Origin of the sequence: Mixta intestinalis (assembly GCF_009914055.1) — a bacterium.
Classification (GTDB): Bacteria; Pseudomonadota; Gammaproteobacteria; order Enterobacterales; family Enterobacteriaceae; genus Mixta; species Mixta intestinalis.
In genome coordinates this window covers 4,654,689-4,669,093 of record NZ_CP028271.1, presented here as the reverse complement: position 1 = coordinate 4,669,093, position 14,405 = coordinate 4,654,689, and the positions used below count along the sequence as shown (strand labels likewise).

General features: G+C 54.5%; 10 protein-coding genes, 1 pseudogene and 1 other annotated feature (1 of these 12 only partly in view). Of the genes and pseudogenes, 2 read left to right on the top strand and 9 right to left on the bottom strand.

The features are described from left to right. Window positions 1-39: 39 nt before the first annotated feature. From nhaA to dnaK, 3 genes are all read right to left on the bottom strand, one after another. The gene (gene nhaA / locus C7M51_RS21630; protein WP_160623504.1) at window positions 40-1,191 is read right to left on the bottom strand and encodes a Na+/H+ antiporter NhaA; all 1,152 of its coding nucleotides are present in this window, start codon (window positions 1,189-1,191) and stop codon (window positions 40-42) included. A gap of 259 nt (window positions 1,192-1,450) precedes the next feature. Continuing rightward, window positions 1,451-2,590, bottom strand: a complete 1,140-nt coding sequence (gene dnaJ, locus C7M51_RS21625; protein ID WP_160623503.1) for a molecular chaperone DnaJ — start codon at window positions 2,588-2,590, stop codon at window positions 1,451-1,453. A 110-nt stretch (window positions 2,591-2,700) separates the two neighbouring features. Continuing rightward, the gene (gene dnaK, locus C7M51_RS21620; protein ID WP_160623502.1) at window positions 2,701-4,608 is read right to left on the bottom strand and encodes a molecular chaperone DnaK; all 1,908 of its coding nucleotides are present in this window, start codon (window positions 4,606-4,608) and stop codon (window positions 2,701-2,703) included. A 304-nt stretch (window positions 4,609-4,912) separates the two neighbouring features. Between dnaK and satP the strand changes: the two genes are divergently transcribed. Next, window positions 4,913-5,476, top strand: coding sequence for an acetate uptake transporter (gene satP, locus C7M51_RS21615; protein WP_160623501.1), 564 nt, complete (start codon window positions 4,913-4,915; stop codon window positions 5,474-5,476). 39 nt (window positions 5,477-5,515) lie between these two features. Here the strand turns inward: satP and C7M51_RS21610 are convergent, their stop codons facing one another. From C7M51_RS21610 to tal, 3 genes are all read right to left on the bottom strand, one after another. Then, window positions 5,516-6,826, bottom strand: coding sequence for an MFS transporter (locus tag C7M51_RS21610; protein ID WP_160623500.1), 1,311 nt, complete (start codon window positions 6,824-6,826; stop codon window positions 5,516-5,518). A 121-nt stretch (window positions 6,827-6,947) separates the two neighbouring features. Next, window positions 6,948-7,535 (bottom strand): molybdopterin adenylyltransferase, encoded by a 588-nt coding sequence (mog, locus tag C7M51_RS21605; RefSeq protein WP_160623740.1) that lies wholly within the window; start codon window positions 7,533-7,535, stop codon window positions 6,948-6,950. 132 nt (window positions 7,536-7,667) lie between these two features. Further along, complete coding sequence (gene tal / locus C7M51_RS21600) at window positions 7,668-8,621, bottom strand: transaldolase (protein WP_160623499.1); 954 nt, start codon at window positions 8,619-8,621, stop codon at window positions 7,668-7,670. Window positions 8,622-8,830: 209 nt separating this feature from the next. Between tal and yaaA the strand changes: the two genes are divergently transcribed. Further along, entirely contained in the window at window positions 8,831-9,607 is a 777-nt protein-coding gene (gene yaaA / locus C7M51_RS21595) for a peroxide stress protein YaaA (protein ID WP_160623498.1), read from the top strand. Window positions 9,608-9,657: 50 nt separating this feature from the next. On the opposite strand, the gene thrC is transcribed toward yaaA, so the two are convergent. The 3 genes and pseudogenes from thrC to thrA form a co-directional block, all read right to left on the bottom strand. Beyond that, window positions 9,658-10,944: a threonine synthase gene (gene thrC / locus C7M51_RS21590; protein WP_160623497.1), complete on the bottom strand. Its 1,287-nt coding sequence runs from the start codon at window positions 10,942-10,944 to the stop codon at window positions 9,658-9,660. A 3-nt stretch (window positions 10,945-10,947) separates the two neighbouring features. After that, a pseudogene (thrB, locus tag C7M51_RS21585) lies at window positions 10,948-11,878 on the bottom strand (homoserine kinase). Between the two features lie 2 nt (window positions 11,879-11,880). After that, window positions 11,881-14,343, bottom strand: a complete 2,463-nt coding sequence (gene thrA, locus C7M51_RS21580) for a bifunctional aspartate kinase/homoserine dehydrogenase I (protein ID WP_160623496.1) — start codon at window positions 14,341-14,343, stop codon at window positions 11,881-11,883. A gap of 26 nt (window positions 14,344-14,369) precedes the next feature. Continuing rightward, window positions 14,370-14,405, bottom strand: a sequence feature (Thr leader region) (it continues 83 nt past the right edge of the window).

Here is a 14,405-nt window from a genome sequence, read left to right as displayed (position 1 = left end):
CGCTACGCAACGTTTCAGCAAAGCGCTCCGTTTTATTGATTAACTTAACCTGCTACGCAATAGCAGATAGCCTGCGACCGCTGACAGTAGCGAACCACACAGAATGCCCAGCTTCGCCAGCACCATCAGTTCAGCATCGAGACCGCCATAGGCCAGCGAGGCGATAAAAATCGACATGGTAAAACCGATACCGCAGAGCACACCCGTGGCGGCAATATTACCCAGGCTGCTGCCCTGCGGTAGCTTAGCGATGCCCAGCCTGATGCCCAGCCAGCAAAAGAGCGTGATACCCAGCGGCTTGCCGATAAACAGGCCAAGAATAATTCCCAGCGGCAACAGAGAGAAGAGATCGCCCAACGCGACACCATCCAGCGCGACGCCCGCATTAGCAAAGGCGAACAGCGGCAGTATCAGCCAGGTTACCCAGGGATGCAGACCATGCTCCAGCTCTCTAGCCGGAGATTTCCCCTGTTTTTCCGCCAGCGGCACAAAAAATCCGACAATCACGCCTGCCAGCGTAGCGTGCACGCCCGATTTTAACACTGCAATCCACAGTATGATGCCAACCAGCATATAAACGGAGGTGCGTCGTACATTAAAGCGATTCAACAGCGCCAGCACAATGATAGCGGCGGCGGCAATCATCAGCGAAAGCAGCGAAAGATCGTGGGTATAAAACAGCGCAATAATCACTATTGCACCGAGATCGTCAATAATCGCCAGCGCCATCAGGAAGATTTTCAGCGCTGGCGGCACCCGGCTGCCCAGCAGCGCCAGTACGCCAAGCGCAAAGGCAATATCGGTGGCGGTAGGCACCGCCCAGCCGCTGCGAATCGCCGCATCGCTGCCGTTCAGCAGCAGAAAGATTAGCCCCGGCACCAGCATGCCACCAAGCGCCGCAATTAAAGGGAACATCGCCTTTTCGCGCCCGGCTAACGCGCCGTTAATCATCTCACGCTTTACTTCCAGCCCGATCGACAGAAAGAACACAGCCATCAGCGCATCATTAATCCATAACAGCAGGTCTTTATTGATATGTAGCTCACCAAAGCGAAACTCTACCGGCATCGCCAGCAGCGAGGCGTAAAGGTGCTGGGTGGTAGTCAGATTCGCCAACAGCATGGCAACCACGGCTGCCGCAATAAGAACAATGCCGCCGGAAGCTTCGCCAGTGAAGAAACGTTTAACCATTTTAGGCTCCTTTAACCTGAAAGAATTACTTTTAACGCTAAGCATACGCGCTTTAACGATTCGGTAAAAACAGGTTATATAGCGCATAAAATTCGGAAAAACCGAATTAATACAGGTTTGCTGAACGCAAGAGAGAAGCGATGCTCTCCGATTTTCTGTCAGTAGATTCAGCAGCCTGCGGCTAAACATGGAACAAAAAATTGACCGGGCAAAAAAAAACGCCTCTGGCGAGGCGTTTATTCACAAAGATGGAGGGGCTTTAGCGGGTCAGATCGTCGAAGAATTTCTTCACACCATCAAAGAAACTTTTTGAACGCGGGCTGTTTTTCTCACCGCTGGGCCCGCCGAAGCTCTCTTCCAGCTCGCGCAGCAGCGATTTTTGTTTCTCGCTCAGGCTAACCGGTGTTTCTACCACTACGCGGCACAGCAGGTCACCCTGGCTACCGCCGCGTACCGATTTCACCCCTTTGCCGCGCATACGGAACAGTTTGCCGGTTTGGGTTTCCGCAGGCACTTTCAGCTTCACGCGTCCATCAAGCGTTGGGACTTCGATTTCACCGCCCAGCGCCGCCATAGCAAAGTTAATCGGCACTTCGCAGTAGAGGTTATTATCTTCACGTTCGAAGATCGGGTGTTTCTTCACCGATACCTGAACATAGAGATCGCCCGCCGGCGCTCCATGCTCACCCGCTTCGCCTTCGCCGCTCAGACGAATACGATCGCCGGTATCCACACCCGCCGGGATTTTCACCGACAGCGTTTTAGATTTTTCTACGCGACCGTGGCCGTGACAGGCGTTGCAGGGATCTTTAATTATTGAACCGCGCCCGTGACAGGTCGGACACGCCTGCTGCACGGTAAAGAAGCCCTGACGCATCTGCACCTGACCCGCACCGTGACAGGTCGGGCAGCTTTGCGGTTGGGTGCCCGATTTTGCGCCGCTGCCGTGGCAGACGTCACATTCCTGTAGCGTCGGGATACGGATCTCTTTGGTCACGCCACGGACCGCTTCTTCCAGCGTCAGCTCCATGTTGTAGCGTAAATCGGCGCCACGGGCTGCGCGCTGCCGACGGCCGCCGCCAAAGATATCGCCAAAAACGTCGCCAAAGATATCGCTGAAGTCTGCGCCGCCGCCGAAGCCGCCGCCAAAACCACCGCCGCCCATGCCGCCCTGTTCAAACGCCGCATGGCCGTACTGATCGTAGGCCGCACGCTTCTGCGCATCGGTCAGTACCTCATAAGCCTCTTTCGCTTCCTTGAATTTGGCTTCTGCTTCCTGGTCACCTGGATTGCGGTCAGGGTGGTACTTCATCGCCAGGCGTTTATAGGCCTTTTTGATTTCACGCTCTTCCGCAGACTTCGGAACGCCTAAAATCTCGTAATAGTCTGTTTTCGCCATTGTTATATTTCCTGCCCTTAACATGCGTGCACGGGCGTGGAGAAACTCCGACGCCCGTGCTGGTTACCAGCGGTTGTCAGGGCAACCGCCGCGCGCCCGGTCAGGGGCAATTATTTTTTATTGTCTTTTACTTCTTCGAATTCAGCGTCGACAACGTCATCGTCTTTCTTCGCAGAAGCATCAGCACCATCGGCTGGCTGACCCTGCTGCTGAGCAAATTCCATCAGCTTGCTGGAAACCTGCATCAGCGCCTGGATTTTCGCTTCGATATCCGCTTTATCTTCGCCTTTCAGCGCGGTGTTCAGCTCGTTCAACGCCGTTTCGATCGGTGCTTTGTCATCCGCGGACAGTTTGTCACCCGCTTCGTCCAGCTGTTTACGCGTGCTGTGGGCAATCTGATCGCCCTGGTTGCGCGCCTGCACCAGCTCTTCGAATTTACGGTCAGCTTCTGCGTTCGCTTCCGCGTCACGTACCATTTTTTCGATTTCATCTTCGTTCAGACCGGAAGATGCCTTAATGGTGATCTTCTGCTCTTTACCGGAGTTTTTATCTTTCGCGGAAACGTGCAGGATACCGTCGGCGTCGATATCGAAAGTGACTTCGATCTGCGGCATACCGCGCGGTGCCGGCTGGATACCATCCAGGTTAAACTGACCCAGGGATTTGTTATCCGCCGCACGTTTACGTTCACCCTGCAGCACGTGGATCGTTACCGCAGACTGGTTGTCTTCAGCAGTCGAGAAGACCTGGCTGTGTTTGGTCGGGATAGTGGTGTTCTTACCGATCAGCGAGGTCATCACGCCGCCCATGGTTTCGATACCCAGCGACAGCGGGGTTACGTCCAGCAGCAGAACGTCTTTCACGTCACCGGCCAGCACGCCGCCCTGTACCGCAGCACCTACGGCTACCGCTTCATCAGGGTTAACGTCTTTACGCGGCTCTTTACCGAAGAACTCAGCTACTTTTGCCTGTACCATCGGCATACGTGTCTGACCACCAACCAGGATAACATCGTTGATATCAGAAACGGAGAGGCCAGCGTCCTGCAGCGCAACTTTCAGCGGCTCGATAGAACGGGCTACCAGATCTTCTACCAGCGATTCCAGTTTGGCACGCGTAACTTTGATGTTCAGGTGTTTCGGACCGGTAGCGTCCGCCGTGATGTACGGCAGGTTAACATCGGTCTGCTGCGCAGAAGAGAGTTCGATTTTCGCTTTCTCTGCGGCTTCTTTCAGACGCTGCATTGCCAGCGGGTCGTTGTGCAGATCGATACCCTGATCTTTTTTGAATTCCGCTACCAGGTAGTTAATCAAACGGCTGTCGAAGTCTTCACCACCCAGGTGAGTATCACCGTTGGTTGCCAGCACTTCGAAGGTTTTTTCGCCGTCAACTTCATCGATTTCGATGATAGAGATATCAAACGTACCGCCGCCCAGGTCATAAACCGCGATAGTACGGTTGCCCTGGCCTTTATCCAGACCGTACGCCAGCGCTGCGGCAGTCGGTTCGTTAATAATACGTTTTACTTCCAGACCAGCGATACGACCCGCATCTTTAGTTGCCTGACGCTGCGCATCGTTGAAGTAGGCCGGTACGGTGATAACCGCTTCAGTTACCGGCTCACCCAGGTAATCTTCCGCCGTTTTCTTCATTTTTTTCAGCACTTCCGCAGAAATCTGCGGCGGCGCCATTTTCTGACCTTTCACATCCAGCCAGGCATCGCCGTTATCGGACTGCGTGATTTTGTAAGGCATGATTTTCAGATCGCGCTGGACTTCTTCGTCCTGGAAGCGACGACCGATCAGGCGCTTAATAGCGAACAGCGTGTTCTGCGGGTTAGTCACGGCCTGACGTTTAGCAGGCTGACCGACCAGCGTTTCACCATCCTGGGTATAGGCAATAATTGACGGTGTGGTGCGATCGCCTTCGGCATTCTCCAGCACGCGCGCTTTAGCGCCATCCATAATGGCAACACATGAGTTGGTTGTACCGAGGTCAATACCAATAATCTTACCCATCTAAACGTCTCCCACTTAAATTCATTACAAATCAGGTTATGCACACTTAATGCGGGCAGTTTTTGCCGTTTCAACTCCCGGCGCCGCGCTTTTTTTTCCAGGTACATACCCTTGGATGCCAAATAAGATGGGGACAACCCTGACAGCATCAAGGGGTAAGTTAAAAAAAATTCGGTTTTACCACCGTTCAGATCAACGTTTGCCATTCAGCCGATCATTATGATGCCGCGCGCGCTAACGAAAGCGACCCTTTTTATCTTTTACTCATTCAACTATTTCACTTTTTCTTTAACGCAGAGGACATATGCATAACCACAAGCTGGCAAATCCTGGCCCCCTTGGTCTGATGGGATTCGGGATGACCACCGTCCTGCTGAACCTGCACAATGCAGGCTTCTTTCCGCTTACCTCCGTCATTATCAGCATGGGCATCTTTTTTGGTGGCCTGGCGCAAATTTTTGCCGGGCTGCTGGAATATAAAAAAGGTAATACTTTCGGCCTGACCGCTTTTACCTCTTACGGCAGTTTCTGGCTGAGTCTGGTAGGTATCCTGCTGCTGCCCGGCATGGGGCTGGCAGAACCGACCGATGCCGTCTTCCTTGGCGTTTATCTGGCGCTGTGGGGCGTGTTTACGCTGTTCATGTTCTTCGGTACTCTGCGGGCAAACCGGGCGCTACAGTTTGTATTCGCCAGCCTGACGCTGCTGTTCGCCCTGCTGGCAATCGGCAATATCATTGGTAGCAAAGCGCTGCTGACCTTTGCTGGATATGAAGGCATTATTTGCGGCGCCAGTGCGATTTACCTGGCGATGGCCGAAGTGATTAATGAGCAACTGGGCTGCAAAGCGTTGCCGATAGGCGAAGCGTAAAACCCGAGATGGCCCTGCCCTGATCGGCAGGGCTTTTTTTTAGCCGCAGATATCAACGCGCGCGGCAACCGGCACGCTATTAATATCGCGTTTCAGCCAGATACCCAACAGTAAACCAATAAGGCAGAGCGCCAGCACATAATACGCGGGTGCCAGTGGCGTAAGCGTCATCAGCAGCGTGACGCATATCGGTGTCAGACCGCCGAAAATGGCATAGGCGATATTGTAAGAAAAGGAGATGCCGCTAAACCGCACCGCAGCCGGAAAGGCTCTCACCATAATATAAGGTACGATGCCAACCACGCCGACGCTGAACCCCGCCAGTCCATAGCCGAAAAACAGCGTTTCCGGATGGCTGCCAATTCGATAGTAAAACAGCCCGCAGCAAATGGCCAGCAACACGCTGCCGATAATTAACGTCCGGCTGGCTCCCCAACGATCCACCGCCTGTCCGGCGCAGATACAGCCGATTAACAGCATAACGGTGGCGATACTGTTAGCCTGTAATGACAGCGCGGGCGCAATCTCATACTGCTTTTGCAACCAGGTCGGGGTCATCAGAATCACCACCACAATACCGGCGGACAACAGCCAGGTGAGCAGCATAGAAACCACTACCGCACGCTTGTGATGCTGTAAAACATTACGCAGCGGCAAAGTGTCAGAAAGCGCCTTGCGCGCCTGCATCTGCTGGAAAACCGGCGTTTCCTCCAGCCAGCGCCGCAGGTACATTGCCAGCAGGCCAAAAGCGCCGCCCAAGAAGAAGGGAATGCGCCAGCCACCTGCGGCAATCGTTTCGGGTGATAACAGGGAATTAATTAATGTAGCGATCAACGAGCCCAGCAGAATACCTGCGGTCAGCCCCGCCGTAAGCGTGCCGCAGGCAATACCGATGCGCTTTTCCGGCACGTGTTCCGCGACAAAAACCCATGCTCCCGGCACTTCTCCGCCGATAGCGGCCCCCTGCAACATGCGCATCAGCAACAGCAACAACGGTGCCGCAACGCCGATAACGTGGTAATCGGGCAATAGCCCTATCGCCAGCGTCGGTAGCGCCATCAGCAGGATACTCAGGCTAAACATCTTTTTGCGTCCGACCCGATCGCCGAAATGGGCCATGATTACACCACCCAGCGGGCGCGCCAGATAGCCTGCCGCAAAGATACCGAAGGTTTGTAGCTGGCGCAGCCATTCGGGAATATTGGAAGGAAAGAAGCGATCGCCAATAACTGCGGCAAAGAAGACAAAAATAATGAAATCGTAAAATTCAAGTGCGCCGCCAAGCGCGGCCAGCGACAGCGTTTTGTAATCCTGTCGGTTAAGCCGACGTGAATGAGGTTGATCCAGCATGGTGTTCGCTTCCTGAAGGTAGAAAAAAGTTAACGTCTCGCTGTAAAGTAACAGTTACTATAACGTCAACTTTTCTCTCCACACCAGTCAGGCTGGATCTTATGCCTGATAAAGCTAATTTTTAGTCGTTTGTATCACGACGAGCGCTTTTTGGACGAAAAGCTGCTACCACTTCCGGCTTTGTTTCAACATAGGGACCTTCAAGTAGCTGAATGCAATAGGGCACGCTGGCAAAAATACCGTGCACTATCACCTTGCCCTGCTCATCTTTTAATCCTTCCAGCGTCTCTTTAATGGATTTTGGCTGGCCCGGCAGGTTGAGGATCAGCGACTGTTTACGGATAACCCCGGTCTGACGTGATAGCAGCGCTGTCGGTACGAAGTGCAGGCTGATCTGGCGCATCTGTTCGCCATAGCCGGGCATCACCCTATCGGCTACCGCCAGCGTGGCGTCAGGCGTGACATCGCGTCGTGCCGGGCCGGTTCCGCCGGTAGTCAGCACCAGATGGCAGAAACGTTCATCCACCAGCTCGCAAATTGCCTGTTCGATAAGCGGCTGCTCATCCGGCACCAGACGGGTTTCAATAGTAAAAGGCGTCGCCAGGGCGGCAGAGAGCCAGTTTTCCAGCGCGGGAATGCCCTGATCCTGATAAATGCCGTTGGCGGCGCGATCGGAAACGGAAATAAGACCAATGCGTAACGTATTCATAGTGTTATTCATAACGGATACTGCCACGAGGCGAGCAGTCAGGTTGTAGGAATGGCGGCAAGGATACTACAGGGTGAGAAAGGATACCTAACGCATCCTGCCGCAGCCGTGACCGGCTGCGGCAAAAGGAGATTACAGCAGATCGGCAATCATTTTTTCCAGCTTGCCCTGGTCAACCGCAAAGTTACGGATACCCTGCGCCAGTTTATCAACTGCCATCGGGTCTTGGTTATGCTGCCACAGGAACTCAGCTTCGGTCATTTTCGCCGGGCGCGCTTTCACTTCACCGCTGAAGGAGAGTTTACGTTCCACGCTGCCTTCGCTTTCCGCCAGCTCTTTAAGCAGAGCCGGAGAGATAGTCAGGCGATCGCAACCGGCCAGCTCAAGGATTTCGCCAACGTTACGGAAGCTGGCACCCATCACTACGGTTTCATAACCGTGCTGTTTGTAGTATTCGTAAATTTCGCTGACGGAAACCACGCCCGGATCTTCGTGCGGCGCATACTCTTTCTTGTCGGTGTTGGCTTTATACCAGTCAAGAATACGACCTACGAATGGAGAGATCAGGTAAACGCCCGCTTCAGCACAGGCACGCGCCTGCGCGAAGGAGAACAGCAGCGTCAGGTTACAGTTGATGCCCTCTTTTTCCAGCTGTTCGGCGGCACGGATCCCCTGCCAGGTTGAGGCCAGCTTGATCAGAATGCGATCGTTGCTGATACCCGCATCGTTATACAGCTTAATCAGGCTACGCGCTTTCGCGATGCTCGCTTCGGTGTCGTAAGAGAGACGAGCATCAACTTCGGTAGAGATACGTCCAGGGATCAGCTTAAGAATTTCCAGACCGATATTGACTGCCAGTTTGTCAGACGCGTACTGAATCTGTTCTTCTTTATTGTTGCTCTGCTGACGCGCCCAGTTAATGGCTTCGTCAATCAATTTGCGGTATTCAGGGATCTGGGCGGCGTTGAGAATCAGTGAAGGGTTGGTGGTGGCATCCTGCGGCTGGTAGAGCTTCATCGCTGCGATATCACCGGTGTCAGCAACAACAGTAGTAAGCTGACGTAAAGAAGTAAGTTTGTCCGTCATAGTTTGTTCTCTTGAAATGTCACTGTCGGGGGGAAAAGTCTGTTGCGATAATATCATGCACAATCCGGCGCGCAATGCGCTGTTGATGCGAAACCCGCAAGGCCTGACCAATGGTAATGATTTACCGCGCCCGCGCTTTTTTTGTTAAAATCTGCGCCAATAAGCTAAAAAAGTTAACAAAACCTGCGGGTTACGCTAAGGAACCATCCATGTTAATGGTCATTTCACCAGCAAAAACGCTGGACTACACCACGCCGCTGGCGACGAATCGCTATACGCAACCCGCACTGTTGGAAAAATCACAACAGCTGATTGATGTTGCCCGTCAGCTGACGCCAGCGGCTATCGCCTCGTTGATGCACATCAGCGATAAGCTGGCGTTACTGAATGCCGGGCGCTTTAATGACTGGCATCCCGACTTCACACCGGATAATGCACGTCAGGCGATTCTCGCCTTTAAAGGCGACGTTTACACCGGCCTGAGCGCGGAGAATTTTAGCGAGGCGGATTTTGATTTTGCCCAGCAGCATTTGCGTATGCTGTCAGGCCTGTATGGCGTGCTGAGGCCGCTCGATTTAATGCAGCCTTATCGTCTGGAGATGGGAACGAAACTGGCAAACCCACATGGCAAAGATCTTTACAGCTTCTGGGGCGATACGCTGACGCAGGCGCTGAATGAAGCGCTGGCAGCGCAGGAAGATGACGTGCTGATTAACCTGGCTTCCGATGAATATTTTAAGGCGGTGCAGCCTAAGCACATTCATGGACGTATCGTGAAACCTATCTTCCTCGATGAGAAAAACGGTAAGTTCAAGGTGATTAGCTTTTACGCCAAAAAAGCACGCGGGCTGATGTGCCGCTACATTATTAAAAATCGCCTGACCGAGGCGGCACAGCTGACCAACTTCGATCTGGATGGCTACTTCTTCGATGAGGCGAACAGTCACGGCGATGAGCTGGTGTTTAAACGCTACGAGCAGGCGTAACCATCCTGAACAAAAGCCGCCCGCAGGCGGCTTTTTTCTGCGCTAAACATTTACAGCTGCGTTAAGAACACGCGCAATTCAGCAAAGTCAGGCTTCATCTGATGCGACAGCAACGGTAGCTCCGCACGCTCCGCCAGTTCAGCGGGCAGCGGCAGCGTCTGTTGCAGAATCTCTTCCACGCTCTCTTTGAATTTCGCCGGATGCGCGGTGCCCAGGAACAGGCCAAACTCGCCCGGCTGTAGCTGGTCGCGCAGCATACGCCAGGCAATAGCGGCGTGCGGCTCAGAGATGTAACCCAGCTGTGCCAGTTCGCGCATTGCCTTGCGAGTGGTCTCATCATCTACCGCGCCAAAGCCAAGATCGCTCAGACGCCAGGTTTTACGGCGGAACAGCTCTTCCACACGCGGCCAGTTATTGGGCTGGCTGACATCCATCGCATTGGAGAGCGTGGCGACGGTAGTATTTGGCTGCCAGGCACCGCTGGCGAGAAAACGCGGCACGGTGTCATTACGGTTGGTGGCGGCGATAAAACGTTTTACCGGCAGCCCCAGCGATTTCGCCAGCAGACCTGCGGTGAGATCGCCAAAGTTACCGCTCGGCACTGAAATCACCAGCTGATTACGTTTTTCCTGCGGCAGCTGCGCTACCGCCTCGAAGTAGTAACAGATCTGCGCCAGCAGGCGGCTGATATTGATCGAGTTTGCCGAGTTCAGGCCAATCGCCTGCTTCAGCGCCTCATCGTCAAAAGCCTGCTTCACCAGCGCCTGACAGGCATCAAAATCACCGTCGATGGCGATGGTGTGGATATTGCCGCCCAGGGTGCAGAACAGTTTCTCCTGAAGCGGACTGATTTTTCCCTGCGGATAAAGGATCACCACGCGCACGTTTTCCATGCCGTAAAAAGCATGGGCTACCGCCGCGCCGGTATCGCCGGAGGTGGCGGTCAGGATAGTAATCTGTTCATCGGCACCGCTGATGTAAGAGAGCATCTGCGCCATAAAGCGGCCACCGAAGTCTTTAAACGCCAGCGTCGGGCCATGAAACAGCTCCAGACAGGCAATATCTTCGGTTACCTGTGCCAGCGGTGCCGGAAAAGCGAAGGCCGCCTTAACGCGCTGCGCCAGCTGATGCGCAGCAATTTCGTCGCCGATATAAGCAGAAAGAATTTTACTGCTGCGGGTGACGAAATCCATCTCCAGCATGGCGTCGATCTCGGTCAGCTCGAACTCCGGCAGCTCCAGCGGAAAAAAGAGCCCCTGCTGCTTACCCAGTCCCTGCTTCACCGCCTGCGCAAAGCTTACCTGCTCGTTGTGATCCTTTAAGTTATAGAGTTTCATGCGTTATCCCAGTTTTCGTGCGCCCGCCGTATCGGCACGGCAAATATGAACAAAACCTTCATCATTTTGCAGATAGTTCTGCTGTAGCCAGTGCGCCATACGCTGCGCCGTCTCCGGGTTATCGCAAACGGCAAACAGCGTCGGGCCGGAGCCAGAGATACCACAGGCGAGCGCACCGATATTCTGTGCCGCCTGGCGCGCCGCAGCAAAGCCCGGCAGCAGCTTGGTACGATACGGCTCGGCAATGACATCGCGCATTAATTTTGCCGCCAGCAGCGGCTGTGCGGTATGACAGGCGTGAATAAAACCCGCCAGATAGCGCCCGTGCTTAATACAATCCTCTTTACGATACTGCGCAGGCAGAATCGCCCTGGCTTCGGCGGTGGAAACCTTAATACCGGGATAGGCCATCACCCACAGCCACTCATCAAAACAGGGCACCGCCTGGCTGATGATGCCGTTCTCCTCCAGCATCAGCTGCAAGCCACCAAGGAAACAGGGCGCTACGTTATCGTAATGAACGCTGCCGGAAATCCGCCCTTCCAGCTCCCCCATTAATGTCAGCAGCTGCGTATCATCCAGTGGCCGATCGCAAAACTCATTCATCGCCATCAGCCCCGCCACCACCGAACAGGCGCTGGAGCCGAGGCCGGAACCAATCGGCATATTTTTTTCCAGCGTCATGCGTACCGGTACGGTTTCACCGATTGCCTCGCAGAAGCGTGCCCAGCACTGGTAAACGATATTCTCCTGCGGATTAGCGGGGCAGCTTGCTGACGAAACGCCCCTGATTGACCAGGCTGAAGGCGTCTGCCGCCTCAACGCTAACGCAGTCGCCCAGCAGCGAACCATCCACCGGCGAAACCGCCGCGCCCAGCACGTCAAAGCCGACGCTGACGTTGCCGATTGAGGCGGGCGCATAAATTTTTACCATCTTCACACTCCTAACTTCCATGACAGCGTGCGTAACAGGTCAGCAAAGACCCCGGCAGCGGTAACGTCGTTGCCCGCGCCGTAGCCGCGCAGCACCAGCGGAATTGGCTGATAATAGCGGCTGTAAAACGCCAGCGCGTTTTCACCGTTTTTCACTTTATACAGCGGATCGTTGCCATCTACCGCATCGATCTTCACGCGGCAGCGCCCGCCCTCTTCAATCGCGCCGACAAAGCGCAACACTTTTCCGGCGTCACGAGCCGCCGATACGCGTTGGGCAAAGATGGCATCCAGCTCAGGCAGCCGCCGCATAAAGGTATCAACATCAGGAATGGCGGTAAATTCTTCCGGCAGCATCGCTTCAATATCAATATCGCTCAGCTCCAGCTCATGTCCCGCCTCACGCGCCAGGATCAGCAGCTTACGCGCCACATCCATGCCGGAAAGATCGTCGCGCGGATCGGGTTCGGTAAAGCCCATTTCACGCGCCAGTCGGGTCGCTTCTGAAAGCGACATGCCCTCATCCAGCTTGCCGAAAATAAAAGAGAGCGAGCCGGACAGGATCCCGGAGAAGCTGATCAGTTCATCGCCCGCATTCAGCAGATTTTGCAGGTTTTCAATCACCGGCAGACCGGCACCGACATTAGTATCATAAAGGAATTTACGGCGTGATTTTTCCGCTGCGCTACGCAGCTGCTGATAGTAATTCCAGGAAGAGGTATTGGCCTTTTTATTCGGCGTTACCACATGGAAGCCTTCGGCAAGGAAATCAACATAGCGATCGGCCACCGTCTGGCTGGAGGTACAGTCTACGATCACCGGGTTGAGCAGATGATACTCTTTTACCAGACGCGTCAGGCGGCTGTGATCGAAAGGTGCATTGGCTTCCTGCAATGCGCTTTGCCAGCGGCTGAGATCGATACCGTGTACGTTGGTCACCAGCGCTTTCGAATTCGCGATACCGCAAACGCGCAGGTCGATATGTTTGTTCTTCAGCCACGCCTGCTGGCGGTGTAGCTGCTCCAGCAGCGCGCTGCCGACACCGCCGACGCCAACCACAAAAACCTCTATCACCTGATCGGTGTTGAACAACATTTGATGCACGACGCGCACTGCGGTGGTCACTTCATCATTATTCACCACCACCGAAATTGAGCGCTCGGAAGAACCCTGGGCGATAGCAACGATATTGATATTGGCACGCGCCAGCGCTGCAAAGAATTTGGCGGAGATACCGCGCTGGGTGCGCATGTTATCGCCCACTACGGAAACGATCGCCAGCTGCTCCATAACATCGAGCGGCTCCAGCAGGCCATCTTTCAGCTCCAGATAAAATTCTTCCTCCAGCACCCGGCGCGCCCGCGCCTGCTCTATCTGTGGTACGCAGAAGCTGATGCTGTATTCGGAAGAGGATTGGGTAATCAGCACTACCGAGATACCGGTACGCGACATCGCGGCGAACACGCGTGCTGCCATACCGATCATCCCTTTCATGCCCGGCCCGGAGACGTTAAACATCGCCATGTTGTTCAGGTTGGTAATGCCCTTCACCGGATTCGCATCATCGTTGGCGTTGCCGCCAATCAGCGTACCGGGCGCCTGAGGATTGGCGGTATTTTTAATCAGGCAGGGAATCTGGAACTGGGCGATGGGGGCGATGGTGCGGGGATGCAGAACTTTAGCGCCGAAATAGGACAGCTCCATCGCCTCCTGATAAGACATCGATTTCAGCAGGCGTGCGTCCGGCACCTGGCGCGGATCGCAGGTATAAACGCCATCCACGTCGGTCCAGATTTCACAGCAGTCGGCGCGCAGGCAGGCCGCCAGTACCGCAGCCGAATAGTCAGAGCCGTTACGCCCCAGAACCACCAATTCGCCACGCTCGTTACCGGCGGTAAAGCCCGCCATCAGGATCATACTGTCCGTCGGAATATGGCTGGCGGCAATGCGACGCGTGGACTCAGCGATATCCACGGTAGATTCAAGATAGTGTCCGTGCGCCAGCAGCATGCTGACCGGATCGATCACGCTGACGCGATGACCACGGGCCTGCAAAAGTGCTTCCATAATGGCAATAGAGAGCTTTTCACCGCGACAGATAATCGCGGCGTTGACGCTATCGGGGCACTGGCCCAGCAGAGCAATGCCGTGCAGTGTTTGCTTCAGCTGCGCGAACTCTTTATCCACCAGCGCCTGTAGCCGCTCCCAGGCAAAGCCCGGTTGCGCCGCCTGTAGTCCACTCAGCAGAGCGGCAAAAATCTGTTCAGCGTCGCTGACATTCGGCGTGACATCCTGACCGCTGATGGTTTTCTCAATCATCGCTACCAGGTGGTTAGTAATTTTAGCGGGCGCGGACAGTACGGTTGCTACCTGTCCCTGCTGCGCGTTGCTTTCAAGAATATCGGCAACCCGCAGAAAACGTTCCGCATTTGCCACTGAGGTTCCGCCGAATTTCAGCACTCGCATCGTTAAAGATCTCCTGAATTTAAGCCGAAAAAAAAGCCCGCACCTGGTTGGGTGCGGGCTTT